Source organism: Micrococcus lacusdianchii, assembly GCF_023155805.1.
GTDB classification, from domain to species: Bacteria; Actinomycetota; Actinomycetes; order Actinomycetales; family Micrococcaceae; genus Micrococcus; species Micrococcus lacusdianchii.
The window spans coordinates 26,016-50,897 of record NZ_JAKNUW010000009.1 but is presented as its reverse complement, the minus strand read 5'-3'; the positions used below and the strand labels follow the sequence as shown (position 1 = coordinate 50,897).

The following is a 24,882-nucleotide window of genomic DNA, read 5'->3' as shown; positions in this document are numbered from 1 at the left end:
GCTGCGCCCGCCGGGCGGACGCGAGGGGCGGGACGGATCAGCGGAAGTTGATGAACTGCAGGTCGGCGTCCTCGAACGTCTTCAGGAGGGCGATGGTCTCCTGCAGCTCGTCGCGGGACTTGGAGGACACGCGCAGCTCGTCGCCCTGGATCACGGCCTTGACGGACTTGGGCGCTTCGTCGCGGATCAGCTTGGTGATCTTCTTGGCGGTGGGCTGGTCGATGCCCTCCTTGATGGACGCCTCGAGGCGGGTCTCCTTGCCGGAGGCGTAGGGCTCGCCCACGTCGAGGGACTTCAGGGAGATGCCGCGCTTGACGAGCTTGGACTCGAACACGTCCAGCACGGCCTTCACGCGCTCCTCGGAGGAGGCCTTCATGAGGATCTTCTCGCCGGAGAAGTCGATCTCGGCGCCGACGCCCTTGAAGTCGTAGCGCTGAGCGATCTCCTTCTGCGCCTGGTTCAGGGCGTTGGAGACCTCCTGCTTGTCCACCTTGCTGACGACGTCGAACGTGGAATCGCTGGCCATGGGTCCTCCTGGTCTCGGGGCTCGGGATGCTCGGGCCAGCCTATCCGGCGCGGCGGGCCCGGGCGGAGGGCTCCGCGACGGTCACCGCTTCCGCAAGTGGCGGCCGGGCGCGGCCGTGCTGTACAGTCGACTCTCGCCTGATCGGTTGACCGTGTGATCCACATGGGAGGCCGACGCGGCAGCCCGGCAGATTACCCGAGCGGCCAAAGGGGGCTGACTGTAAATCAGCTGGCACTGCCTACGGGGGTTCGAATCCCTCATCTGCCACAGGAGCGAAGGCCCCGGGACCGGACACGGTCCCGGGGCCTTCCGCATGCCCGGGAGGTCTGATCCCGGGGAGGGGCTGGGCGCGGAGGGTCGTCTCGGGTGAGCTCACCGACGGTCACCGGCTGTGATCCGCGCCACACGGAGTGGGTCCGGCCACCCGGTGCAGGAGGTCACCGTGAGCCCCACCGTGGACGCGTCCGCTCCGGACATGCCCGCCGCCGAGTCCGACACCGCCGGTCCGCAGGACATCGACCTGCTGGACGAGACCCTCGCTCTGAACCTGGACGCCACCGCCGAGCGGTTCCCGAGCGCCGTGGCCCTCGACGAGCGGTCCACCGGCCGCCGGTGGACGTACACCCAGCTGGCCGAGGCGTCACGCGGCGTGGCGAAGGCGCTGATCGCCGCCGGCTACGAGCGGGGCGATCGACTGGGCAGGTGGAGCCCCAACGTGGCCGAGTGGGCCACCCTGCTCTACGGCGCCGCGCGGGCCGGCGTCATCCTGGTCGAGCTCAACCCCGCCTACCGGGCGCACGAGCTCACCCCCGTGGTGGAGCAGTGCGTCATGCGCGGCCTCGTGGTCGCGTGCCCGGATGCGCGCACGGACCCGCCGCAGATCGCCCGGCAGGTGGCCCGGGAGGGCGCTCCCGCGCTGCGGCAGCTCGTCCTGCTGCCCGCCGACGCGGACGCCGTGCCGGTCGGCGGGCCGGCCACGGACGGGCCCGAGGGTGACGGACCGGGCGGGGACGCCGTCGTCGCCGGCCGACCGGGCGAGCCCGCGACCGAGACGGCGTGGGCCGCCTTCCTGGCCGCGGGCGCCGGGGTGAGCGACGAGGAGCTGACCGCGCGTGAGGCGGCGGCCGGCCCCGACGACCCGGTCACCCTGCAGTACACCTCCGGCACCACGGGGTTCCCCAAGGGCGTCACCCTCACCCACCGCAACGTGCTCAACAACGGGTTCCACATCGGCCGGCCCCTGCGGTGCACCGAGGAGGACGGCGTGGTCATCCCCGTGCCGTTCTTCCACTGCTTCGGCATGGTGATCGGTCTGATCGCAGCGGTCTCGCACGGTGCGGCCTCCATCCTCCCCCCGCGCTCGTTCGACCCGGCCGCCGCGCTGCGGTCGGTGACCGAGAGCGGCGAACGCAGACCGTCGGACGGTCCATGCCCCACGTGGAGATGAAGATCCTGGACCCGGCCATCGTCGAGCCCGTGCGCCGCCGCCCTCAGTGCGCGGCCGGCAGCGGGTACACGTCCCACGCCGTCCCGAGGCTGCCGGGCGCGGCCGCCCGCTGCAGCCGGTGCACGTGCCAGGCCCACGCGCTCGCGGACGACCCCTGCGGTGCGGGCGGGCAGGCGCCGCGGTGGTGCCACACCCCGTCCGCCAGCACGAAGTCCAGGTGCGCGGCGATCCCCTCGTCCGTCTCGTCCGGCTCCTCGAGGACCAGTGCGGACACCTCCGCCACCGCGTACAGGCTCGTGGCGTCGGGGTCCAGCACGAGGCCGCAGTCCTGCTCGAAGGCCGTGATCCACGCGACCGCGTGGCCCATGCCCTCCTCCGCGGAGCCGGGCGGGGAGAGCACGAGCACGGAGCCGCGCTCACCGGGGCGCAGCGTGGCGGGTGTCCCCGGTCCGTGGGGCTCGGCGGCATTGGCCGTGGGGACGGGGTGGTGCTGGGCGGTCATGGCGGTCCTCCAGGGGGAGACGACGCCGGACCCGTCCGGTCCGGCGGGCGATGGCCGTCCCGGTCGGGGCGGCCGGGACCCACGCTCCCGCACGGCGGGTGCCGGCGGGGCGGGCGGACGGCGCGCGGGGGACGGGCGGGGGCGTCCGGGCACCTGTGCAGGAGCCGCGCTCAGATCCGCCGGTGGTCCGCGGGGGCCAGCTTCGGACCGAACGCCTGCTTGCGCTCACCCGAGAGTCCGATCAGCCGCACCAGCCGCTGGCGGTGCCCGGTCCAGGGCGCCAGGAGCCGCAGCATGCCGGCGTCGTCCGTGCGCCGGCCCGTGAGCACCTGCCCCACGAACTGGGCCAGGTGGTAGTCACCCACGGACACCAGGTCCGCGGCGCCGTGGCTGCGCTGCAGGGCCTCGGCGGCCGTCCACGGCCCGATCCCGGGCACCCGCAGCAGCGTCCGGGCGAGGCGCGCGGCCGCGGCCGCGTCTCCGGGCGGCGTCGCCTCCCCGAGGCGGTCCAGGGACGACGCGCGGCGGGCCACCTCCAGGACCGCCCTCGACTGGGCCGGCTGCACCCACGCGCGCGCGTGCCAGTCCCAGGACGGCACCCGCAGCACGGCCTCCGGGGTCGGCGGCAGGAGCATCCCCGCCGGGGCGGGTCCGGGCGGCGTGGCGTCCTCGATCCGGTGGGCCAGGCGCACGAGGGTGCGCCAGCCGTGCCGCGCCTGCTCGTGGGTGACCTTCTGCTCGAGGACCACCGTCATCAGCTGGCGGGCCAGCTGACCGCCGGCCGGCAGACGCAGCCCGGGGCGGCGCCGGCGCGCCTCCCGCACGTGCCACGGGAGCACGGGCCGCCCCGAGCCGGAGGCGAGCAGGGCGTCGAAGGCGGCCCAGCCGTCGTCGTGCAGGCCCAGCAGCCGCTCCGCCCGGGCGACGGCGAGCGCCGCGCCCGGGCCCCACGCCCGGGCCAGCACCCGGCCGCCGGCGTGCGGGGCGACCAGCAGGGTGGCAGGAAGGGGCGCGCCGTGTCCGTCCGGCTCCCGCCGGGTCAGCCACACGCCCTCGGGGGCCGCCCGCACCGTGGGGTCCGCCGCGCCGCGCTGGAGGGGGCGCAGCGTGAGCGCCACGTCCACGGGCCCGGGGGGCTCCAGCAGGCGCGCGGCGTCGGGGACGGTCATGGGCCGCACCGTACACGGCGTCCCGGACGTCGCAGCGTCGCGCGGTGAGCGGGTCCCCCATGGCCTCCCGTGTCCCGAGCCGGGTAGGGCGTCCGCCCTCTCGCGTAGCGTGGCCACCGTGACTGACACGACCTCCTCCGCCCCCGGCGAGCTGCGCTGCGCCGAGACCGTCCTCGACCTGATCGGGCGCACCCCGCTCGTGAAGCTCCACCGCGTCACCGAGGGAGTGCAGGCCACCGTCCTGGTGAAGGTGGAGTACCTGAACCCCGGCGGATCCGTGAAGGACCGCATCGCGCTGCGCATGGTCGAGGCCGCCGAGCGGGACGGGAAGCTGGCCCCCGGCGGCACCGTGGTGGAGCCCACCTCCGGCAACACCGGCGTGGGCCTGGCGATCGTGGCGCAGCAGAAGGGCTACCGGGCCGTGTTCGTGACCCCGGACAAGGTCGGCCAGGAGAAGCGGGACGTCCTCACCGCCTACGGTGCGGAGATCGTGGTGACCCCCACCGCTGTGGACCCGGCCTCGGAGGAGTCCTACTACGGGGTGGCGAACCGCCTCGAGCAGGAGATCCCCGGCGCGTACCAGCCCAACCAGTTCTTCAACCCCGCCGCCCCGGACTCCCACTACGAGACCACGGGTCCCGAGATCTGGGAGGACACCGCCGGCCGCGTGACCCACGTGGTGATCGGCGCCGGCACCGGCGGCACCATCACGGGGGCCGGCCGGTACCTCAAGGAGGTCTCCGCGGACCGTCCCTCCGGGCCCGTGCGGGTGATCGGAGCGGACCCGGAGGGCTCCGTGTACTCCGGGGGCACCGGCCGCCCGTACTTCGTGGAGGGCGTGGGCGAGGACATGTGGCCGGGCAACTACGACCCGTCCGTCCCGGACGAGGTCATCCCCGTCTCGGACGACGAGGCGTTCGCCATGACCCGCCGCCTCGCCGCGGAGGAGGGGCTGCTGGTGGGCGGCTCCTCCGGCATGGCCGTGGTGGCCGGCCTGCGAGCGGCCCGGGACCTCGGCCCGGACGACGTCATGGTGATCGTCCTGCCGGACTCCGGGCGCGGCTACCTCGCCAAGATCTTCAACGACGACTGGATGGACGACCGCGGCTTCCACCGGGCGGAGCGGTCCACCCTGCTGCCCGAGTGGGCCCGCGGCCGCACCCGCTCCGCCGCGCCCGCCGCCGCGGACGGTCCCGTCCCCACGACGACGACGCCGGCCGGCTCCCGCTGGGACGCCTCCCTCGCGGACGTGCTCGCGGACAAGGAGGACCTGTTCCCCGGCTCCGTGCCCACCCTCGTCACCGCGTCGCCGCAGACCACGGCGGCCGACGCCGTCGCCACCCTGAACCGGTACGGCGTGGACGCCCTGCCGGTGGTCGCCGCGCCCCGCCACGACCTGCGGGTGGGCGAGGTGCGCGGCACCGTGTCCGCCGCCGCGCTGGCGGCCGGACTGGCGACCGGGCGCATCACCCCGGACACCCCCGTGGGCGAGGCCATGGAGCCGGCACTGCCCGGCGTCGGCGCCCGCACCGGCCTGCGGGCCGCCGCCCTCCGCCTGCAGGAGGAGCGCACCCTCCTGGTGATGGACGCCGGCGTGGTCCAGGGCGTGGTGACCCTGCACGACGTCCTGGCCTACGTGACCGCCTGAGACAGCGAGAGGATGGACCCCATGAGCGAGAACCCCCAGCAGGACCACCCGCACGTCCCGGGCTTCGGCACCCGCGCCGTGCACGCCGGGCAGCACCTGGACGAGGTGTACGGGGCCGTGGTGCCCCCGCTGCACATCTCCAGCACCTACGCGCCCAGGGCCATCGGCGAGCTGCGTCGCGGCTACGACTACGGCCGCGGCACGAACCCCACGCGCGACGCGCTGCAGGAGCAGCTCGCCGCCCTCGAGGCCGGGGTGGGCCAGGACGGCACGCCGAAGGCCGCGGGCCTCACGTTCGCCTCCGGTCTGGCCGCGGAGACCGCGCTCATCATGGGCGCCGGCGCGCCGGGGATGACCATCGTGCTGGGCAACGACGTCTACGGCGGCTCCTACCGGCTGATCTCCACGGTCCTGGCGCCCTGGGGCGTGCGGCATGCCGTGGTGGACATGGCCGAGACGGACCGGGTGGCCGCCGCCGTGGAGAAGGCCGCGGGGGAGGGGCCCGTGATGGTGTGGCTGGAGACCCCGTCCAACCCCATGATGAAGGTCTCGGACATCGCCGCGGTGGCGGACGTGGCGCGCACCCACGGCGCCCTGCTGGTGGTGGACAACACCTTCGCCACGCCGTATCTGCAGAACCCGATCGGCCTCGGCGCGGACGTGGTGGTGCACTCCACCACCAAGTACATCGGCGGCCACTCGGACGTGATCGGCGGGGCGCTCGTCATCCCGGACGCGGAGCTGGCCGAGAAGGTGAAGTTCCAGCAGTTCGCCGCCGGCGCCGTCAACGGCCCGCTCGACGCCTACCTCACCACGCGCGGGCTCAAGACGCTCGGCGTGCGCATGGACCGCCACCAGGCCAACGCCCAGGCGATCGCCGAGTGGCTCACCGGCCGGGCCGGCGTCGACCAGGTGCTGTACCCGGGCCTGCCGGACCACCCCGGCCACGAGCTGGCGAAGACCCAGATGCGCGGCTTCGGCGGCATGGTCTCCGTCCGCTTCACGGGCGGTGCGGCGGCGGCCAAGCGGGTCGCCGAGGGCACCCGCCTGTTCCAGCTGGCCGAGTCGCTGGGCGGCATCGAGTCGCTCATGAACTACCCGGCGGAGATGACCCACGCCTCCGTGGCCGGCACCGAGCTGGCCGTCCCGGACGACCTCGTGCGCCTGTCCGTGGGCATCGAGGACGCCGCGGACCTGATCGCGGACCTGGACCGGGCGATCGGCGCGCTCTGACCCCTCCCCGCGGGAACTTTGGAGGCGTTCTCCGTCGGCATCCGGTTCCGGAGGTGACGGAAAACGCCCCCATTCGCGTCACAGCGGCGCGTGCCCGGGGTGGTCCCGGCCGCGTACGGTGGAGTGATGAGCATCACCGCCTACCTCAACGCCCACGTCGTCCCCGTCACCGCCGAGCCCTTCGACGGCACCCTGATCGTGGAGGACGGGAAGATCATCGCCCTCGGCCCGGACGTCGAGGCCCCTGCCGGAGCCGAGGCGATCGACTGCGAGGGCCGGTGGCTGCTGCCCGGCTTCGTGGACGCGCACGTCCACCTCGGCATGCACGCCGAGGGTGAGGTCGGCGCCACCGCGGACGTCAACGAGATGACGGACCCGGTCATGGCGGGCGTGCGGGCCATCGACGCGGTGGACCCGAACGAGCCCGGCTGGCGGGATGCCCTCGCCGGCGGTGTCACCACCGTCAACGTGAACCCCGGCTCCGGCAACCCGATCGGCGGGCAGGCCGTGGCCCTGCACACCCACGGCCGCACCGTGGACGAGATGGTCCTGCGCAGCCCCTCCGGCCTGAAGTCCGCCCTGGGCGAGAACCCCAAGAACGTCTACAAGGAGAAGGGCAGGACCCCCTCCACCCGCCTGGGCACCGCGCTGGTGATCCGCCAGGCGTTCCAGCAGGCCCAGGGGTACATGGCCCGCCGCGCCGAGGCCGAGGCCGAGGACAGGCCCTTCACGCGGGACCCCCACATGGAGGCCCTCGCCCTGGTGCTGGAGAAGAAGATCCCGTGGCGCCAGCACTGCCACCGCACCGACGACGTCGCCACCGCCCTGCGCCTGGCCGACGAGTTCGGCTACGACCTCGTCCTGGACCACGGCACCGAGGCCCACCCGATCGCGGACGTGCTCGCCGAGCGGGGCGTGCCCGTGCTGATCGGCCCGCTGTTCACCACCAAGTCGAAGCCGGAGCTGCGCGGGCGCTCCCTCCGAAACCCCGGCCGCCTGGCCCGTGCCGGTGTGGAGATCAGCATCATCACCGACCACCCGGTGATCCCGATCGACTTCCTCGTCTACCAGGCCGCGCTCGCGGTGAAGGAGGGCCTGGACCGGGACACCGCGCTGCGCGCCATCACGATCAACCCTGCGAAGGTGCTCGGCCTCGAGAGCCGTCTCGGATCCCTCGAGGCCGGCAAGGATGCGGACCTGGTCCTGTGGAGCGGCGACCCGCTGGACGTCATGCAGCGCGCCCTGCGCGTGTGGATCGGCGGGCGTCAGGTCATGGAGTACGACGTCGACGCCCACCGGCCCGTCGTCGCGCCGACCCGCCCCGTGGAGGACTGAGCGCTCAGCGGCGCACGCGGGTGCGCACGGGCGGCAGCCAGAGGAGCGCCGCGCCGAGCGCCATGACCAGGCCCAGCACGAGGAACAGCACATTGGGCCGGGTCACGGCGGGGATCGCCAGCACCACCGCGATCGTGGTGAGGGTGGAGATCGCGGAGCGGCGGCGGCGCAGGAGCCCGATCCAGCCCCACAGGGTGACCAGGGCGAGGGCGATCAGCACGCCGCCGAGGGTGTACTGGCCCGTGGCGCCGCCGAGCGGGCCGACGGACTCCAGGCCGGTGAGCGGGTCGATGACCTTGCCGCCGCGGGCCTCCGCCCGGACCCCGTTGGCCATGAACGTCCCGCCCAGGACGGCCAGCAGCAGGCCCACGGCCAGCCACCACACACGGGTCAGGCGCAGCAGGGGGTGCACGCGGCCGGCCTCCGCCGCGTCGCGCTCGTCGAGGGCGCGCTCCCGGTCGGCCCGGCGCTGCGCCCGCAGGGCCTCGTCCTCGTCGCGGACCCGGGTCCGCACCTCCGCGAGGCGCTCGGCGTCCCGGGCCTGACCCTCCCGGAAGGTGCGTCCCGCCTCCCCGGCGGCGTGGCCCACTCGCTCGCCCACGGGCCGGACCCGATCGGCGGCGCGGGCGGCGCGGTCCTTCAGGCCCGGTCGGTCGGCGGTCGGGGTCCGCCGCTCGTGCGCGGCGCGCTCGGACGACTGGTTCTCGCGGAAGGCCCGGGCGGCGCGTCCGGCGGCGCGGGCGATGCGGTCGCTGCTGTTCTCTGGCACGGCCCGAGCCTAGCGGGCACGCCGCCCGCGACGCCCGGGGCGCCGCGCGCGGCGGGGTGGGCGAGCGCACACCCGGCGCGGGCCGGGGGAGACGGGACGTCGCGTAGACTGGACGGACCGGATCCGGTCATTTCCCCCTGTGTTGGAGAGCGTGGACGCGTGAGCCACGCCGATGGATGCAGATGTCGTGCAGATGTGTGTGAGGGGTCGCGAACGTCGCGGCCCGCGGGGGTTCTCCGGCTGGACGGTCCACCCATTCCCAGCAGCCCCCGCGCCCCACGACGACGACCCGCGACCGTCGCCCTGGAGCGCGCCTGCGCATCCCCAGGAGGACGTCATGACGATCCAGAACGCGACCACCACCCCCGCCCCCGTGCAGGACCCCGAGCTCCTCGAGACCGAGGCGGAGGCCGACGTCGAGACCACCGAGCCGGCCGGTCCCACCTTCCTCGCGCTCGGCCTGGACGCCCGGGTGCTGGCCGCCGTCGAGGACCTCGGCTACGAGCGCCCCTCGCCCATCCAGGAGGCGACGATCCCGCTGCTGCTGGAGGGCCGCGACGTCGTCGGCCTGGCACAGACCGGCACGGGCAAGACCGGCGCGTTCGCGCTGCCGGCCCTGTCCCGCCTCGCCGAGCTCCAGGACGTGAACGGACGCTCCGGCGCCCCGCAGATCCTGGCGCTGGCCCCCACCCGCGAGCTGGCGCTGCAGGTGGCCGAGGCCTTCGACACCTACGCCAAGCACCTCGACGACGTCTCCGTGCTGGCCGTCTACGGCGGCTCGCCGTACGGCCCGCAGCTCTCGGCCCTGCGTCGCGGCGCCCAGGTCATCGTCGGCACCCCCGGCCGCGTGATCGACCACATCGAGCGCGGCTCCCTCGACCTGTCCCAGCTGCAGACCCTCGTCCTGGACGAGGCGGACGAGATGCTGCGCATGGGCTTCGCGGAGGAGGTGGACAAGATCCTCGCGCAGACCCCGAAGGGCAAGCAGACCGCGCTGTTCTCCGCCACCATGCCCCCGGCCATCCGCCGCATCTCCGCGCAGTACCTGAACGACCCGGAGGAGGTGGCGATGGCCCGCCAGTCCACCACCGGCACCAACATCCGGCAGCGGTACGTGCAGATCGCGCACCAGTGGAAGTTCGAGGCCATGACGCGCATCCTCGAGACCGAGGACCACGAGGGCGTCATCGCGTTCGTGCGCACCCGCGCCGGCACGGACGAGCTCGCCCAGCGCCTGAACCAGGCGGGCTTCTCCGCGGTCGCCATCTCCGGTGACGTCGCGCAGAAGCAGCGCGAGAAGACCGTGGAGGACCTCAAGTCCGGGCGCGTCGACATCCTGGTGGCCACCGACGTCGCCGCCCGCGGCCTCGACGTGGAGCGCATCTCCCACGTGGTGAACTACGACATCCCGCAGGACGCCGAGTCCTACGTGCACCGCATCGGCCGCACCGGCCGCGCCGGCCGCACCGGTGACGCGGTGCTGTTCATGACCCCGCGGGAGCGATTCCTGCTCAAGCAGATCGAGCGCACCACCCGCCAGTCGGTGGAGGAGATGCAGGTGCCCACCGTGGCGCAGGTCAACCAGGCCCGACAGAAGGCCGTGCTCGCCTCGATCGCCCGGACCCTCGAGGAGGCCGATCGCGGCGATCTCGACACCTTCGAGGGGCTCGTGACGGAGTACGTGGACGAGCACGGCGTCAGCGCCGCACGGGCCGCCGCGGCCCTGGCCCTGATGGCCCAGGGCGGCCGTCCGCTGCTCACCCAGGACCAGGAGATCCCGCAGGGCGGCGGCCGCGGTCGCCGCGACCGCGACGACCGTCCCGAGCGCAGCGGGCGCGGCGATCGTGCGGACCGCCCCGACCGCGACGGCGACGGTCGCGGCTCCCGGGGCCCGCGCCGCGAGCCGGCCGCGGGCAACGCGACGTATTGGATCGCCGTGGGCCACCAGGACCGCGTGCGGCCCGGCAACATCGTGGGCGCCCTCGCCAACGAGGTGGGCCTGCCGGCCTCCGCGATCGGCGCGATCGACCTGCGCGGCAACCACTCGCTCGTCGAGCTGCCGGCCGACCTGACCCCCGCCCAGCTGGAGGCCGCGGCGAACACCGAGGTCGGCGGCCGCCGGCTGGGGCTGCGCAAGGACACCGGCCGCCCCACCCGTCAGGAGCGGGACGGCGGCCACGACGGCGAGCGCGGCGGGTTCCGCAAGGAGCGCGGCGGGTTCCGGAAGGACCGCGAGGAGCGCGGCGGGTTCCGCAAGGACCGCGAGGACCGGGGCGGGTTCCGCTCCGACCGGGGCGGGCACGGCGCCGGGCGCAAGCCGCGCTGGGGCGCGGAGGACCGCCGGGACCGCGGCCCGCGCCGCTGACCCGCTGCCCGGGTGATCGAGGCCGTGGCGGCCGCCTACGAGGGCGGCGCGGCCGCCACGGCGCCGATTTTGCACATGGGTGGAACGCGGTGTACAGTCTTACCTCGTTGCCCCGATAGCTCAGTGGTAGAGCGCCATCTTGGTAAGATGGAGGTCCCGGGATCGATTCCCGGTCGGGGCTCTGACATGAGAGCCCGTTCTCTCGGCGTGCGCCGCGAGCGCGGGCGTTCTCATGCCGTGGCGGCGTAGCTCAGCTGGTTAGAGCGCACGACTCATAATCGTGAGGTCGAGGGATCGAGTCCCTCCGCCGCTACCCACCAGACGAAGGCCCGGACCGCTCGGTCCGGGCCTTCGTCGTCCCCGGACCGCGGGGTGGCGTGGCCCTTCCCTAGACTGGTCCTCATGCCCCGCCCCTCCCGCCGACCGGCCCCTTCCGAGCCGCGCCCCGGATTCGTCTCCCCGTGGGAGAACGGCAGCCCGCTGTACCGCCGCATGGTGCTCGCCGGTTCCGCCCTGTTGCTGATCGGCATCGTGTTGTCCGTGGTGGGCGCGCTGACGGGGCGGCTGCCGCTGTCCTGGACGGCGCTGGTGGTCCTCGCCGTCGGCGTGCTGATGCATCTGAGCGCGCAGACCGTGCGCCTGCGGGAGGCCGGGCGCCGGCAGGCCGAGGGGGAACGAGGACGGTCCCGCTGACGCGTCCGGCCCGCCCGATAGGCTGGGACCCCGCCCGCCGCACGGGTCGGCGGCCCCCTCGAGATCCAGGAGCACGCGTGAGCGACCCCCAGACCCTCCCCGGGCGCACCTATCCGCCCGCGCCGCCGTACCAGGTCGGCCGGGAGGCCGTGCGTGCGTTCGCGGCCGCCGTGCAGGCCGTTCACCCGGCGCACCACGACGTCGCGGCCGCCCGCGCTCTCGGGCACGCCGACGTCGTCGCGCCCCCCACGTTCGCCGTCGTGGTGGCCCAGCGCGCCGAGGCGGCCGTGGTGGCGGACCCCGAGGCGGGGATCGACTTCTCCCGCGTGGTCCACGCGGACGAGCGCTTCGTCCACCACCGCCCGATCGTCGCGGGGGACGAGCTGACCGGCACCGTCCGCATCCACGCGGTCAAGGAGCTCGGCGGGAACCGCATGGTCACCACCGTCACGGAGATCACCGACGCCGACGGCGCCCCCGTCGCCGACGTCACGTCCACCCTGCTGGTCCGGGGAGAGGAGTCCTGATGGGCGAGCCCACCGCCGTGCGCCCCGTCTTGGCCGAGCTGGAGAAGGGGCAGGCCATCGGCTCCCGCCGCGTCCCGCTGACCCGCGCGGACCTGGTCGCCTATGCCGCCGCCTCGGGGGACCACAACCCCATCCACTGGAACCAGGCCTTCGCCGAGTCCGTCGGCCTGCCCGGCGTGATCGCCCACGGCATGCTCACCATGGGCGTCGCCGTGCAGCTCGTGACCGACTGGGCGGGGGACCCGGGCGCCGTCGTCGACTACCAGACCCGCTTCACCGCCATGGTCCCCGTCGAGGACACCACGGGCCGCATCAGCGAGGACGGCGCCCCCGCGCCCGGTGCCGTTCTGGAGGTCTCCGGCGCCGTGGGTGCGGTGGACGCCGCCGCCGGGACCGTGCGGATCGACCTCACCGTGAACGACCCCGCACAGGACAGGCCCCGTGTGCTGACGAAGGCGCAGGCCGTGGTGCGCCTGGCGGCACCCCAGAAGACCGAGGAGGAGCGCGCATGAGCGAGCGCCTGGCCGACCACACCACCACTCGCGTCGGCGGGCCCGCCCGCGTGTGGGTGACCGCCCGCACCGAGGCGGAGGCCGTCGAGGCCGTGCGTGCCGCGGACGCCGCCGGCGATCTCCTGTTCGTCCTCGGGGGCGGCTCCAACACGCTGATGGCGGACGCCGGCTTCGACGGCATCGTCGTGCGTCTGGCGTTCGGCGGGATCGAGGTGCTCCGCGAGGACGCAGGCGACGTCCTCGTCCGCGTGGCCGCCGGCCACGTGTGGGACGAGGCCGTGGCCTGGACCGTGGAGCAGGGCCTCGGCGGTGTCGAGGCCCTCTCCGGGATCCCCGGATCCGCGGGCGCCACCCCCGTCCAGAACGTCGGGGCGTACGGGGCGGACGTGTCCCAGGTGCTCGTGTCCCTGCGCGCGTGGGACCGGGAGGCGCCCGGGGGCGGGGCCGTGGTGGAGCTGAGCGCGGACGAGCTGCGCTTCGGGTACCGCGACTCGATCATCAAGCGCTCGATGGTGGAGGGCGGCGCCCCGAGCCCGCGGTGGATCGTGCTCTCGATCGACCTGCGTCTGCGCCGCGCCGCCGCCGGCGCCGAGCCCACGGCCCCCGTGCGCTACGCGCAGCTGGCCCGTGCCCTCGGCGTGGAGGAGGGCTCGCACGCCGCCCTGCGGACCGTCCGGGGCCAGGTGCTGGCGCTGCGTGCGTCCAAGGGCATGGTGTGGGACGAGGCGGACCGGGACACGTGGTCCACCGGCTCCTACTTCACCAACCCGATCGTCCCGGCCGCCGTGCGCGCGTCCCTGCCGGAGGACGCCCCGGCGTTCGCGGCCGGCACCGCCGAGGACGGCACGGAGCTCGTGAAGCTCTCCGCCGCGTGGCTGATCGACCACGCCGGCTTCGGCAAGGGCTTCGGCCTGCCGGATGCGGAACCGCGGGAGGGGGACGTGGACGGCCGCGGCCCGGACGGCACCGGCCTGGCCGGGGGCCGCGCGTCGCTGTCCACGAAGCACACGCTCGCCGTGACCAACCGAGGGGACGCGTCCACGGAGGACGTCCTCACGATCGCGCGCGCGGTGCGGGACGGGGTGAAGGAACGCTACGGGGTGGACCTGCACCACGAGCCGATGATCATCGGCACGGCCCTCTGACCCCGCCCCTCGTTTTCCCTGACGCAACACGCGCGCGGATTCCTCTTTCGCTGACGTCGACGGCCCGCATCCCTCCGGGAGCGGGCCGTCGCCGTGGTCGGCATCAGCGGAGGCGTCGGAGGCACGCGTGTTGCGTCAGCGAAAGTGCCGGAGCCACGCGTGGTACGTCAGCGAAGGCGACGGGGGGTCAGAGGTTGCCGGTGGCGATCATCAGCATGCGGCGCAGCGGCTCCGCGGCGCCCCACAGCAGCTGGTCGCCCACCGTGAACGCCGAGAGGTACTCCGGGCCCATCTTCATCTTCCGCAGGCGTCCCACCGGGATCTGCAGCGTGCCGGAGGCGGCCACCGGGGTGAGGCCCCGCATCGAGGCCTCCTTCTCGTTCGGCACCACCTGCGCCCACGCGGTGCCGTTCGCCACGATCTCGGTGATCTCGTCGATCGGAACGTCCCGGGTGAGCTTGAGCGTCAGCGCCTGGGAGTGCGAGCGCATGGCGCCCACGCGCACGCAGAGCGAGTCGAACAGGATGCGGTGGTCGCCGGCCAGGCCGAGCACCTTGTTGGTCTCGTCGTAGGCCTTCTGCTCCTCCCGGGAGACGCCGTCGCCCAGGTCGGCGTCGATCCACGGGATGAGCGAGCCGCCCAGCGGCACCCCGAACTGGGACGCGTCCAGCTCGGGGGAGCGCTGCAGCTCGGTGACCTTGCGGTCGATCTCGAGGATCGCCGAGGACGGGTCGGCGAGCTCGTCCGCCACCACCCCGCCCAGGGCAGCGTACTGGTTCAACAGCTCCCGCATGTGGCGCGCGCCGCCGCCGGAGGCCGCCTGGTAGGTCATGGCGGTGCCCCACTCCACGAGCCCCTCGCGGAACAGCCCGCCCAGGCCCATGAGCATGCAGGACACGGTGCAGTTGCCGCCGATGAACTCCTTCACGCCGGCGGCCAGGGCCGCGTCGATCACGGAGCGGTTCACCGGGTCCAGCACGATCACGGAGGTGTCCTCCATGCGCAGGGTGGAGGCGGCGTCGATCCAGATCCCGTCCCATCCGGCCGCGCGCAGCCGCGGGTACACGTCCTTCGTGTAGTCGCCGCCCTGGGCGGTCACGATGATCGGCAGGCTCTTCAGCACGTCGACGTCGAACGCGTCCTGCAGGGCGCCGGCGTCCCCGGCCATGCCCCCGAAGGTCGGAGCGGGGCCGCCCGCGGCGGAGGTGGAGAAGAAGACGGGCTGGATGCGCGCGAAGTCGCCCTCCTCGGCCATGCGCTGCATCAGGACGGAGCCCACCATCCCGCGCCAGCCCACGATGCCCACGGTGGGCACGGCGGCCGGGTCGGCGGCGGTCACGGCGGCGGAGAAGGTGTCAGTCATGCCGTCCAGGCTACCGGTCGCCCGTCAGCGGCCGCGGGACTTCTCCCGCCGGTTCCAGGCGAGCAGACCGCCCAGCGCGCACAGCTGCGTGAGGACCAGCAGGAACACCAGACCGCCCACCGTCTTCCCCTGCAGCACGAGGATCAGGCCCAGCACGGCGCACGCGAACGCGAGCACCGGGAACGCCACGAGCGCCAGGAACGTCAGGGCCTGCGGGGTGAGCAGGCCGGGACCGCCGTCGTTCATGCGTCCCTCTCCCAGCGTTCGAAGCGATGCCGCAGCCCGTTCGCGGCCGTGTGCCAGCCGCCCGGCTCCGGGTCCGCCCCGGTGAGGCGCCACCGCTCGTCCAGCACGGGGGCGTGGGTGTCGCCCTCGGCCTCGGTGTCGATCACCGTGACCTCCGCGAGGGTGGCCACGTCGAGGGCCTGCTCGTAGAGGCTGGCCCCGCCGATGATCCACACCAGGTCCAGGCCGTCCGCCTCGTCCGCGGCGGCCAGGGCCGCCCCGAAGTCGGGGACGACGACGGCGCCCGCGGTCCGCCCGTCGGGCCCGTCCTCCACCGGTGCGGTGAGGGTGCGGGAGACCACGATGTTCGTCCGGCCGGGCAGGGGACGGAACCGCTCCGGGAAGGACTCCCACGTGCGGCGACCCATGATCACGGGGTGCCCGAGGGTGTGCTCCTTGAAGTGGGCCAGGTCCTCGGGCAGGTGCCACGGCATGGTCCCGTCCCGCCCGATGACTCGATCGGGGGTCTGCGCCCAGATCATACCGACGGTCTGGCGTGGCGCGGCGTCGAGGGCGCCCATCAGACGGCCACCGGGGCCGCGATGGCCGGGTGGTGGCGGTAGTCGACCAGCTCGATGTCCTCGTACTCGTAGTCGAAGACCGTCGCCGGGGTCCGTCGCAGGCGCAGCCGCGGATACGGGAACGGCTCGCGCGTGAGCTGCTCGCCCACCTGGTCCTCGTGGTTCGCGTAGATGTGGCAGTCCCCGCCGGTCCAGATCAGCTCACCGGGGGTCAGGCCCGTCTGCTCCGCCATCATGACGGTGAGCAGGGCGTAGGAGGCGATGTTGAACGGTACGCCGAGGAAGAGGTCCGCCGACCGCTGGTAGAGCTGGCAGGACAGGCGGCCGGGGGCGCCGTCCTCGCCCGGGGTGACGTGGAACTGGAAGAGGGCATGGCAGGGCGGCAGGGCCATCTCGTCCACCTCGGCCGGGTTCCACGCGGTCACGATGTGCCGGCGGGAGTGCGGGGTCGTCCGCAGCGACTCGACGACCTTCGCGATCTGGTCGACGCTCCCGCCGTCCGGCGTCGGCCACGAGCGCCACTGGACGCCGTACACGGGGCCCAGCTCGCCGTCCTCGTCCGCCCACTCGTCCCAGATGCTCACGCCGCGCTCCTGCAGCCACCGGACGTTGGAGTCGCCGCGCAGGAACCACAGCAGCTCAAGGGCCACAGAGCGGAAGTGGACCCGCTTGGTGGTGATCAGCGGGAAGGACTCGGCGAGGTCGAAGCGCAGCTGCCGGCCGAACACGCTGCGCGTGCCAGTGCCCGTGCGGTCCTCGGTCACGGCCCCGTGGGCCATCACGTCGGCGAGGAGGTCCTCGTAGGGGGTGGGGATGCTCACCCGCGCCACTCTAGTCAGGACGGCGGGCGTCCAGCTCCTCCCGGACCGCGCTGTGGATCCGGTCGGCGTCCCAGCCTGCGGCGACGGCGGCGCGCACGGCCTGGGCCAGCGCCGCCCGCACCTCGTCCGCGGCGGGGGTGGGCGGGGCGTCCGCCACGCGGGTGCCGCGGCCGCGGAGGGTCCGCACGACGCCGGCCGCCTCCAACTGTCGGTACGCGCGCGCCACGGTGCCCGGCGCGATCCCGAGGTCTTGGGCCAGGGCGCGCACCGACGGCAGGGGGGCGCCCGGCGCCAGGTGCCCGGCCTGCACGAGGGCCGTGACGCCGGCCCGGATCTGCTCGAACGGCGGCACGGCCGAGCGCAGGTCCACCTCCAGTGCCGGCTCACGCGCCGGGGTGGGGCCCGGGCCGCTCACGGCCGGTCCGTCCGCAGCACCCGCAGCGCCCGGGGCCGCCAGAGCAGCAGCCCCACCACGACGGCGAGGGTGAGCCACGGGCCCGCGGCGCCGAGGGCCTCGACCACGCGGACGGTGTCACCCAGCGGCAGGGCGGACGGGTGGTCCGGAACGAACCGGGCGAGGACGTCCCGGGCGGCGCGGGAGGCGATGACCGCGTTGGCGGCGGCGACGATCAACAGCCACAGCATCCACAGGCCCGTGCGCAGCATCCGGTGCGCGGCGACCTCGCGGGCGGCCCGGTCCTGCTCCGGGGTGAGCCCCTCGACGGCCCGCCGCCGAGCGGTGGCGGTCACCCCGGCGAGGACGGCCGCCAGGGTGGCCGCCCAGGCCAGCGCGAACCAGGGCAGCAGCTCGACGCCCGCGGCGGTGGCGTGATGGGCGAGCACATCCGGGTCGGGGGCGCCCCACTGCTCCTCCGGCTCGATGAGCATCGGCGTGCTCGGCTCGGCGGCCAGCACGGCGAGCACCGCCACCAGCGCCGCCGTCAGCACCACAGCGCCGACGGCGGGGCCTCGCGGCACCAGCCTGCCGGCGGACCGAGGTGCCAGCGACGCCCGCCGCACCCCGCCGCGAGGCTCGGGGAAGGTCAGCTGTCCTACCACGTGGACGGCCGCCACGAGGAGCGGTCCCGCGAGGGCCGGCAGCCACGGACTCCACGCGGTCCAGAGGTTCACCTCGTCGGTCATCCACCCGCCGGCGTGCACCGCCGGTGCGGCGTGCGGGTCCGCGGGCATGGTGCTGTGGATCAGCTGGTCGAGGCCGCCGGCGAACACCGTGAAGACCAGGGCGGCCACGGCGGTGACGAGCCCGTGGATCCGCACGGCGCGCAGGATGTCGGAGGGCAGGGCGGTCGTAGCGCGAATCACCGCGTAGACGGCCACCACGGCGACGGCGGCGGAGAGCAGGATGATGAGGGCGAATCCGGTCATGCGGGCCTCTGGGAGGACGGGGTCGGGCCTCTCCCGACGCGTGTCACTGTATCAATACCCCGATACACCTGCCAGGGGTCCCTTCAGCCCTCCCATGCCCGCTCCACGGCCTCGAGCACGCGACTGCGGTCCCAGCCGGCCCCGCGCGCGAGGGCCACCGCACGCGCCACCGCGGCGTCCACCGCGTCCGCGCTCGCGGTCGGCGGTGCCGGCGCCACCACGGTCCCGCGTCGCCCGGCGGTCACCACGACGCCGTCGCCCTCCAGCTCCTTGTAGGCCCGCGCCACGGTGCCGACCGCCAGCCCCAGGTCCGCGGCCAGCGACCGGACCGGGGGCAGGCGGGTGCCGGGCGTCAGGACGCCCTGGGCCACGCGGTCGGCGATCTGCGCGCGCAGCTGCTCGAACGGCGGGACGGGGGAGCGCAGGTCCACCTCGAGCGCGGCCCCCGCGTCTGCGGTCATGCGGCCGACTCCGTCGCCGAGGGCTCGTCCGTCCGGTGGGCCTCGACCTCCGCCCGGGACGGCTCCTCTCCCACAGTCCGGCCGCTGCGCGGGTCCACGGACGTCCCGGGCAGGAAGGCGAGGAGCAGGCCCAGCCCGAGCAGGAGCCAGGGCTGCTGCCACGTCTCGCCCGTCGCCCATCCCGGCGAGCCGGCAGCCAGCACACGGGCGTGGTGCAGCAGCGGCCAGGCCTGACCGGCGAACGCGACCACGGCGCCGGTGCCCAGGGCCAGGAACCGGTTCACGGCCGAGCGGCGCAGCACCGCGTCCTCGACGGCGTCGGCCCGGGTCAGCGGACCGCGGCACCCCGCCGCGTGCGCGGCCGCGAGGGCGAGCAGTGTCACCACCGCCACGGGCAGGAGCATGCCGGCGGTGGCCGCCGCGTCCACCCCGCGCGCCTGGACGTGGCCGATGACCAGGGGCAGCTGGTGGTGGGCCGTCCATGCGGCCGCCGGCACGGCCACGACGGCGGCCAGCGCCAGCAGGACCCGGCGCCACCGGGACGCCGCCTTCACTCCCGGGCCCGCGGGGACGGGGGCGGCGTGGTCGCGGCGCACGCGCGCCTCGGCGACCGCCAGCACGACCATGCCCAGCAGGAACGGTCCCGTCGTGACCAGTGCTGCCGCCGTCGTCTGCGACACCGGGCCGTCCTCGGCCGGCAGCGGGAAGTCGCCCGTGGACAGGACCAGGGTGCTCAGGAGCGTGAGGGAGAGCGCCGTCATGCCCTCGCGATCCCGCAGCGCCCGGACGGCCCGCGCCGTGCCCGGGGCTGCGGACGGGGCAGGCGTCCAGGGCCGCCCGTCGGCACCGGCCACGCCGGGGGCCTCGGCGAGGACGGCCAGTGCGGGGGAGCGCCACAGTGCGGCCGCGATCAGCGTCACGATCATCAGTCCCACGGCGGGGAGCGCGAGGGAGGAGACCGACGTCGAGACGCCGGCGACCGCCTGGGACGCCTCCGGCCATCGCTCCCCGGTGGGGTCGAGGGCGTGGCCGCGGGCGGTGCGCTCCAGGCGGTCCCACGTCCACACGACGCCGAGGCCGGTGCCCACGACCGCCACGAGGGCGGTCCGCAGGATCCGGTTGACCGCCACGCGCCGCACGGCCAGGTCCGTGGCGGGGTGCAGCCCCGCGAGGACGGGACGGCGCAGCACGGCACGAACCGCCAGCGCCGTCGCGGCCACCCACCCGAGGAGCACCACGGCGAGCAGCCCGGACGTCGCGGCGGCGGACTGCGCGCCGTCGACGGCGACCACCTGGGTCTGCCACTCGGCCGGCCCCGCAGGGAGCGCGTTCCCGGCCTGGGCGACGTCCACCTCCATGGTGATGCGCCGCGCGGGGACGGCCGGCAGGCCGGAGGCCGCCAGGGCCGCGACGGCGCCGGCGGACGCGAGGGTCGCCGCGGCGCACGTCCACGTCAATGCGCGGGGCAGGACGTCCCGGAGTTCGAGCGCGGTGAGGCGTCCCTGCCGGACGGGACCCGTGGACCGGGGCCACGTGTGCTGGCCGATCCACCAGACCAGCAGGAACAGCCCCGCCGGAGCCAGGGCTGCCAGGAGGGGCCAGAGCGCCGGCTCGGGGAACGGCAGGGCCTCGACCCCGGCCACGCGGGTGACCGCCGGGTCCAGCACCACGGCCCCCGGGCCGTCCGGCGCCGGCCGGTCGACGCCGGCGTCGAGGACGCCGTCGGCGGGCTCCTGCTGCGGGGAGCAGCTCACCAGGAAGGCGATGAGCGCCACCACGAGGCCGTGGACGCGCGCCGAGCCCACCGGACTGACGCCGCGCGGGGTCCAGGCGAACCAGCGCAGCAGGGCATAGAGGACGGCGAGCCCGAGGCCGACGGGCGCGAGCAGGACGAGGGCTTCGAGGGGACTGACGCTGAACATGCGGGCGCCTCCGGGGACGGGGACACCGACGGCGTCCGGTGTCGCCGAATGTACCGCCCGCTCAGTACAAAGAGAAGAGGGGGGTCACAGCGCCACCCGTGGAGCGGCTCAGATCTCGCGCACCATGTCCCGGTACTCGGGGTAGCGGCGCAGGTAGTCCTCGACGTACGAGCACTCGGGGGAGATGTACTCGCCCTCGGCGCGCAGCCGGTCCAGCACGATCGTCACCAGGGCGCGCGCGTAGCCCTGGCGGCTGTGGGCCTCGTCGATGATGGTGTGCTGCAGGCGGACCACGGTCTCGTCCTCGCCGCCGCCGGCCGCGGGGACCTCCTCCTGGGTGTACCCGAGGAAGCCGATGAAACGGCTGTCCTGGCGCATCTCGAACCGGCCGCGGTCGGGGTCGCGGGTCACGGCGAGGCGCTCGTGGACGATCTTCTCGGGCTGCTGCGTCGATGCGGTGTCCATGACCCGAGCCTAGGGGCGGGGTCGCACGCGCTCAACGCCCCCGGGACCGGCCGCGGGGCCGGGCGTCAGTCGTCCCAGGGGTCGTAGACCTCGACGGCCACCACCGCACCGTCCGCGTCGACGGCCTGGTGGAGCACCAGCACGCCGCCGGGTCGCAGGTGGGGGTCCTCGCGGGGCAGGGCCCGCAGCACGTCACCGGCCGGCCGGGCCGCCCATCCGTCGATCTCGGCCAGGAGCACGGGGATCACGGGCCGGTGCACGCACACGACGAGCGGCTGGCGGCGGCTGAGCAGATCGCGCATGGCGCGCCGGGTCTTCTTGGGCTTCTCCCGTGCCGTCGTCTCGGTGAACGCGGACCTCGTCTTCAGCGGCAGGCGGGTGTCCTTCACCACCGGGGCGAGGGTCTCCACGCAGCGTCTCCAGGGCGAGGAGACGAGGCGCTCGGGCGCCCACACGCCCACCAGGTCCCGGACCGCCAGCGCCTGGCGTCGTCCGGTGGCGGCCAGCGGACGCTCCTGCTCGGCCCGCGACCATGAGGATCGGGGTTTGGCCTTGGCATGGCGCAGCACCAGCAGGGGAGTGGTGCGCAGCCGGCCGCGTCGGTGCAGGTCCACGAGGACGTCGAGGGGCTCCGCGTCCGACTCGTTCGTCAGCATGCGCCGCGCCGCGTCCGGGGACACCCAGCGGGCCTCGTCCACTTCGTCCCCGTCCGGCACGGCCCGCTGCCCCACCACCTCGGCGGCCCAGTACCAGACCTCCTTGGACTGCTCCCCCCTGCCCTTGCGGGTGGGCAGGGTGTACGCGGTGACCGCCAGGGGGACGCCCGGCCGCAGGTCGAGGCGCACCTCCTCCGCGAGCTCACGCACCGCGCACTCGGGCAGGGTCTCACCCGGGTCCAGCTTGCCCTTCGGCCAGGACCAGTCGTCGTAGCGGGGGCGGTGGATCACCATGACCTGGAGCCCGTCGGCGCCCTGCCGCCAGGGGAGCATGCCGGCGGCCAGGACCTCGGCGGCGGGACCGGTCACGGCGCGGTCGTGCGTGGACCAGGCGGCCGTGCGGTCAGGGGAGTCGGTGGGCATCAGCGAGCGGTTCCTCCAGCGCGGGTCCCGGCCGGCGCCGGGGAGGGGCGGGACAAGGATATCGGGCGTGGTCGGCGATCCCGCCCCCGCCTACCGGGGGGTCATCTCGCCGCGCGCCGGTACTGGACGTCCGCCGCGGCGACCACGAAGCCCAGGGAGTCGTACAGCCGCACGGCCGGGACGTTGTCCGCGTCCACGTACAGGTCGACGCCGGCCACCGACCGCTCCGCCATGTGGTGCAGCCCGGCCAGAGTGAGCGTCCGTCCGAGCCCGCGTCCCTGCGCGGCCGGGGCCACCCCCACGGCGTACACCTCGCCCTCCAGCTCCCCGCCGGCGTCGTCGGTGACCTTGGTCCAGTGGTAGCCCAGGGCCGTGCCGTCCTCCTCTTCGGCCAGCAGCAGCCCCTCCGCCGAGAACCACGGTTGGGCCATGCGGGCCTCGAGGTCCTCGCGGGTCAGGGAGCCCTGCTCCGGGTGGTCGGCGAAGGCGGCGGCGTTGACCTCCAGCCACGTCCCCTCGTCCCGACCCGGCGTGAACGGCCGGATCCGCACGCCCGCCGGCAGCGCGGCCGGCGGCAGGGCGGTGAGCCCGCCCGCGTCGATCCGCATCCGCCGCAGCTCTCGCACCGGAGCCAGACCGTGCCGTCGGGCCAGCGTCCCGGACCCGGGCAGGTCCCCGTGCGCCCACGCACTGGTCTCCGCACCCTCGTCGCGCTCCCGGACGGCTCGGGCGGCGGCCGCGGCGAGCGCGCCCCCCAGTCCCGCACGCCGGTGCGCCGGGTCCACGGCCAGCTCCACGACGCCGGGCCCGTCCTCCGCCGCCTCGGGCACCAGGGCGGCCGCCCCCGTCAGCGTCCCGTCGGCGTCGCGGGTGACCCCCCACCAGCGCTGGCCGCCCCGGGCGAGCACGGCACGGGTCTGGTCGTTCAGCGGCGGGTGCCCGTCCGCGGCGTGGGCCCGGTCGGCGAGGGCCAGGACGGCCGGGGTCTCGTCGGGGCGCGGGACGTGCACGGCGGGGGAGGCGGAGGTCTCAGGCATGCCGACAGCCTAGGTGGGGGAGCCGGCCGCGGCCTCGCCGGCATCGCCCCGCGGGGCGAACCGGTAGCCCACGTTGCGGACCGTCACGATCAGCTGCTCGTGATCTGCGCCGAGCTTGGCGCGCAGACGTCGCACATGCACGTCCACGGTGCGGGTGCCCCCGAAGTAGTCGTAGCCCCACACCTCCTGGAGCAGCTGCTCCCGCGTGAACACCCGGCCGGGACTCTGCACGAGGTGCTTGAGCAGCTCGAACTCCCGGAAGGTCAGGTTCAGGGAGCGCCCGTCCACGCGGGCCCGATAGCCTGCCGCGTCCACCTCGAGACCGCCCGCCGTCAAGGGCCGGTCGTCCGGGGCCGGGGCCGGGCCCGCGCCGGGGACGCGCAGGAGTCGGATGCGGGCATCCACCTCGGCGGGTCCGGCGGAGGCCAGCACGACGTCGGCCAGGGACCACTCCGGTCCGACCGCCGTCAGGGCCCCCTCGGTCAGGACGGCCAGGACGGGCACCTGCGGGCACAGCGTGGACACGTCCCGGGCCACCGTCCGCGCGTCCGCCAGGGCCGCGGTGGCGTCGAGGAGGACCGCCTCGACATCGGGATGGGCGGGGACCAGGGCGGCGCGGGGCTGCGCCACGCGCACCTCGTGGGTGAGCAGGTCGAGGGCGGGCAGCACCTCGACGGCGCGGGCCGCCCGGGTGAGCATGAGCAGACGGGTCATCCCGCTCCTCTCCCCGGTCCACGGCTCCACGACGCGCGTGGGCGTCGTCGCCGAGCATAGCCTCGTTCGGTGCCCTGGCAGGATGGAGGTCGTGATGCGTCTGACCATGGCCCTGAGCGCCGCCCTCGCCGCCCTCGTGCTCGGCGGGGCGGCGCTGCTGGGCCCCGCTCCCGCCGCCGTCGCCGTCGTGGCCGTGATCGCCGTCATCGCCTGGGGATGGCCCCGGCAGATGGGCGCGCCGGCCCGCGTGTCCCTGAGTGCCACCCTGTTCACGGCGGGCGTGCTGGGGGTCGCGGTCATGCTCGCCTGGCCCCGTGGCGACGACGGCCTGCGGCAGTCCTGGGCGCTGTTCGAGCCGTTGGCCGTCCTGATGGCGTGGGGCACCATGGCCGCCTTCGTGGTCCAGCTCGTGCGCGGCACGGGCCGCCCACTTCGGCTCGAGTCCACCGTCGCCACCATGGGCGGCGTGCTGCTGTGCCTGTGCGCCGCCTGCTGGGTGCCGCTGGCCCGCTATGCCGAGGTGCCGCGCGTCGCCGGCCTGACGGTGACGCTCGCGCTCGCGGTCGCCGGCACGGCGCTCGTCGGGCTGACCCCGTGGATGCAGGGCCGTCCCCGCGCGCTGGCGCTCGTGATGATCCCCTCCAGCGGGCTCGTCGCGTGGCTGGTCTCCGTGCTCGTCGGGGCGTCCACCGGGGTGGCCGCCGTCCACCTGGTGGCGGCACTGGGAGCAGCCACCCTCGTGGCGCTGACCGCCGCCACGGCGCCCACCAGCCGGCCCCGGCCGGAGGACCGGCCCGTGGGCACCACGCTGCGGCCCCGACGCGCGGGCTACGCCCTCGCGATGGCGCCGGTCGGCGCGGCAGGGGTCGTGGGCCACGTCATGCTGGGCTTCCTGGCCTGACCCGCCGTCGCCCGGCGGGTAGGATGCGGGCCATGGACTCCCTTGTCGCTCTCGAG

General features: G+C 74.9%; 26 protein-coding genes and 3 tRNA genes. 13 read left to right on the top strand and 16 right to left on the bottom strand.

The window, feature by feature from the left end:
• Positions 1-37: 37 nt before the first annotated feature.
• Complete coding sequence (locus MA879_RS07250) at positions 38-526, bottom strand: YajQ family cyclic di-GMP-binding protein (RefSeq protein WP_248124574.1); 489 nt, start codon at positions 524-526, stop codon at positions 38-40.
• A 185-nt stretch (positions 527-711) separates the two neighbouring features.
• Here MA879_RS07250 and MA879_RS07245 point away from each other — a divergent pair.
• Positions 712-793: transfer RNA gene (locus MA879_RS07245), tRNA-Tyr, on the top strand.
• 175 nt (positions 794-968) lie between these two features.
• A complete protein-coding gene (locus MA879_RS07240) occupies positions 969-1,973 on the top strand; it encodes an AMP-binding protein (RefSeq protein ID WP_248124572.1) in 1,005 nt (334 codons plus the stop codon).
• Between the two features lie 43 nt (positions 1,974-2,016).
• Here MA879_RS07240 and MA879_RS07235 read toward each other — a convergent pair whose 3' ends face one another.
• Together MA879_RS07235 and MA879_RS07230 are read right to left on the bottom strand one after the other, a co-directional pair.
• A complete protein-coding gene (locus MA879_RS07235) occupies positions 2,017-2,475 on the bottom strand; it encodes a hypothetical protein (protein WP_248124570.1) in 459 nt (152 codons plus the stop codon).
• A 170-nt stretch (positions 2,476-2,645) separates the two neighbouring features.
• Positions 2,646-3,644 (bottom strand): DNA-3-methyladenine glycosylase family protein, encoded by a 999-nt coding sequence (locus MA879_RS07230; protein WP_248124567.1) that lies wholly within the window; start codon positions 3,642-3,644, stop codon positions 2,646-2,648.
• Between the two features lie 151 nt (positions 3,645-3,795).
• Here MA879_RS07230 and MA879_RS07225 point away from each other — a divergent pair, with 151 nt between their 5' ends.
• From MA879_RS07225 to MA879_RS07215, 3 genes are all read left to right on the top strand, one after another.
• Positions 3,796-5,292, top strand: coding sequence for a cystathionine beta-synthase (locus tag MA879_RS07225; protein ID WP_248124724.1), 1,497 nt, complete (start codon positions 3,796-3,798; stop codon positions 5,290-5,292).
• 21 nt (positions 5,293-5,313) lie between these two features.
• A complete protein-coding gene (locus tag MA879_RS07220) occupies positions 5,314-6,525 on the top strand; it encodes a cystathionine gamma-synthase (RefSeq protein ID WP_248124564.1) in 1,212 nt (403 codons plus the stop codon).
• Between the two features lie 126 nt (positions 6,526-6,651).
• A complete protein-coding gene (locus tag MA879_RS07215; protein ID WP_248124561.1) occupies positions 6,652-7,860 on the top strand; it encodes an amidohydrolase in 1,209 nt (402 codons plus the stop codon).
• Positions 7,861-7,864: 4 nt separating this feature from the next.
• Here the strand turns inward: MA879_RS07215 and MA879_RS07210 are convergent, their stop codons facing one another.
• The gene (locus MA879_RS07210) at positions 7,865-8,629 is read right to left on the bottom strand and encodes a hypothetical protein (protein ID WP_248124558.1); all 765 of its coding nucleotides are present in this window, start codon (positions 8,627-8,629) and stop codon (positions 7,865-7,867) included.
• Positions 8,630-8,966: 337 nt separating this feature from the next.
• Here MA879_RS07210 and MA879_RS07205 point away from each other — a divergent pair, with 337 nt between their 5' ends.
• The 7 genes from MA879_RS07205 (at position 8,967) to MA879_RS07175 (ending at position 13,871) form a co-directional block, all read left to right on the top strand.
• Positions 8,967-10,994 carry a DEAD/DEAH box helicase gene (locus MA879_RS07205; RefSeq protein WP_248124555.1) on the top strand — a complete coding sequence of 676 codons (2,028 nt, stop codon included), beginning with the start codon at positions 8,967-8,969 and terminating at the stop codon, positions 10,992-10,994.
• Positions 10,995-11,103: 109 nt separating this feature from the next.
• Positions 11,104-11,175: transfer RNA gene (locus tag MA879_RS07200), tRNA-Thr, on the top strand.
• 58 nt (positions 11,176-11,233) lie between these two features.
• Positions 11,234-11,307, top strand: a tRNA-Met gene (locus MA879_RS07195).
• Between the two features lie 89 nt (positions 11,308-11,396).
• The gene (locus MA879_RS07190) at positions 11,397-11,687 is read left to right on the top strand and encodes a DUF4337 domain-containing protein (RefSeq protein ID WP_248124546.1); all 291 of its coding nucleotides are present in this window, start codon (positions 11,397-11,399) and stop codon (positions 11,685-11,687) included.
• 77 nt (positions 11,688-11,764) lie between these two features.
• On the top strand, positions 11,765-12,214 hold the full coding sequence (locus MA879_RS07185) for an FAS1-like dehydratase domain-containing protein (protein ID WP_248124544.1): 450 nt from the start codon (positions 11,765-11,767) through the stop codon (positions 12,212-12,214).
• On the top strand, positions 12,214-12,726 hold the full coding sequence (locus tag MA879_RS07180) for a MaoC/PaaZ C-terminal domain-containing protein (protein ID WP_248124542.1): 513 nt from the start codon (positions 12,214-12,216) through the stop codon (positions 12,724-12,726). Before MA879_RS07185 ends, MA879_RS07180 begins: the two co-directional genes overlap by 1 nt.
• Positions 12,723-13,871, top strand: coding sequence for a UDP-N-acetylmuramate dehydrogenase (locus MA879_RS07175; protein ID WP_248124531.1), 1,149 nt, complete (start codon positions 12,723-12,725; stop codon positions 13,869-13,871). Before MA879_RS07180 ends, MA879_RS07175 begins: the two co-directional genes overlap by 4 nt.
• 187 nt (positions 13,872-14,058) lie before the next feature.
• On the opposite strand, the gene asd is transcribed toward MA879_RS07175, so the two are convergent.
• From asd to MA879_RS07115, 12 genes are all read right to left on the bottom strand, one after another.
• Positions 14,059-15,234 (bottom strand): aspartate-semialdehyde dehydrogenase, encoded by a 1,176-nt coding sequence (asd, locus tag MA879_RS07170; protein ID WP_248124529.1) that lies wholly within the window; start codon positions 15,232-15,234, stop codon positions 14,059-14,061.
• A 24-nt stretch (positions 15,235-15,258) separates the two neighbouring features.
• A complete protein-coding gene (locus MA879_RS07165; RefSeq protein ID WP_248124525.1) occupies positions 15,259-15,480 on the bottom strand; it encodes an NF038396 family protein in 222 nt (73 codons plus the stop codon).
• Positions 15,477-16,001 (bottom strand): dihydrofolate reductase, encoded by a 525-nt coding sequence (locus MA879_RS07160; RefSeq protein ID WP_248124522.1) that lies wholly within the window; start codon positions 15,999-16,001, stop codon positions 15,477-15,479. Before MA879_RS07160 ends, MA879_RS07165 begins: the two co-directional genes overlap by 4 nt.
• A 38-nt stretch (positions 16,002-16,039) precedes the next feature.
• Positions 16,040-16,870, bottom strand: a complete 831-nt coding sequence (locus tag MA879_RS07155; RefSeq protein ID WP_335342041.1) for a thymidylate synthase — start codon at positions 16,868-16,870, stop codon at positions 16,040-16,042.
• Position 16,871: 1 nt separating this feature from the next.
• Positions 16,872-17,276 (bottom strand): GntR family transcriptional regulator, encoded by a 405-nt coding sequence (locus tag MA879_RS07150; RefSeq protein WP_248124520.1) that lies wholly within the window; start codon positions 17,274-17,276, stop codon positions 16,872-16,874.
• Positions 17,273-18,247 carry a hypothetical protein gene (locus tag MA879_RS07145; protein ID WP_248124510.1) on the bottom strand — a complete coding sequence of 325 codons (975 nt, stop codon included), beginning with the start codon at positions 18,245-18,247 and terminating at the stop codon, positions 17,273-17,275. The genes MA879_RS07150 and MA879_RS07145 overlap by 4 nt, the downstream gene beginning before the upstream one ends.
• 83 nt (positions 18,248-18,330) lie before the next feature.
• A complete protein-coding gene (locus MA879_RS07140) occupies positions 18,331-18,708 on the bottom strand; it encodes a GntR family transcriptional regulator (protein WP_248124508.1) in 378 nt (125 codons plus the stop codon).
• Positions 18,705-20,630, bottom strand: a complete 1,926-nt coding sequence (locus tag MA879_RS07135) for a hypothetical protein (protein ID WP_248124501.1) — start codon at positions 20,628-20,630, stop codon at positions 18,705-18,707. The genes MA879_RS07140 and MA879_RS07135 overlap by 4 nt, the downstream gene beginning before the upstream one ends.
• A gap of 108 nt (positions 20,631-20,738) precedes the next feature.
• On the bottom strand, positions 20,739-21,095 hold the full coding sequence (locus MA879_RS07130; RefSeq protein WP_248124500.1) for a GNAT family N-acetyltransferase: 357 nt from the start codon (positions 21,093-21,095) through the stop codon (positions 20,739-20,741).
• 65 nt (positions 21,096-21,160) lie between these two features.
• Entirely contained in the window at positions 21,161-22,174 is a 1,014-nt protein-coding gene (locus MA879_RS07125) for an NUDIX hydrolase (RefSeq protein ID WP_248124499.1), read from the bottom strand.
• A 101-nt stretch (positions 22,175-22,275) separates the two neighbouring features.
• Positions 22,276-23,211 (bottom strand): mycothiol synthase, encoded by a 936-nt coding sequence (gene mshD, locus MA879_RS07120; RefSeq protein WP_248124498.1) that lies wholly within the window; start codon positions 23,209-23,211, stop codon positions 22,276-22,278.
• A gap of 9 nt (positions 23,212-23,220) precedes the next feature.
• Complete coding sequence (locus MA879_RS07115) at positions 23,221-23,925, bottom strand: winged helix-turn-helix domain-containing protein (protein ID WP_248124496.1); 705 nt, start codon at positions 23,923-23,925, stop codon at positions 23,221-23,223.
• A gap of 94 nt (positions 23,926-24,019) precedes the next feature.
• Here MA879_RS07115 and MA879_RS07110 point away from each other — a divergent pair, with 94 nt between their 5' ends.
• A complete protein-coding gene (locus tag MA879_RS07110) occupies positions 24,020-24,826 on the top strand; it encodes a hypothetical protein (protein WP_248124722.1) in 807 nt (268 codons plus the stop codon).
• Positions 24,827-24,882: the final 56 nt, after the last annotated feature.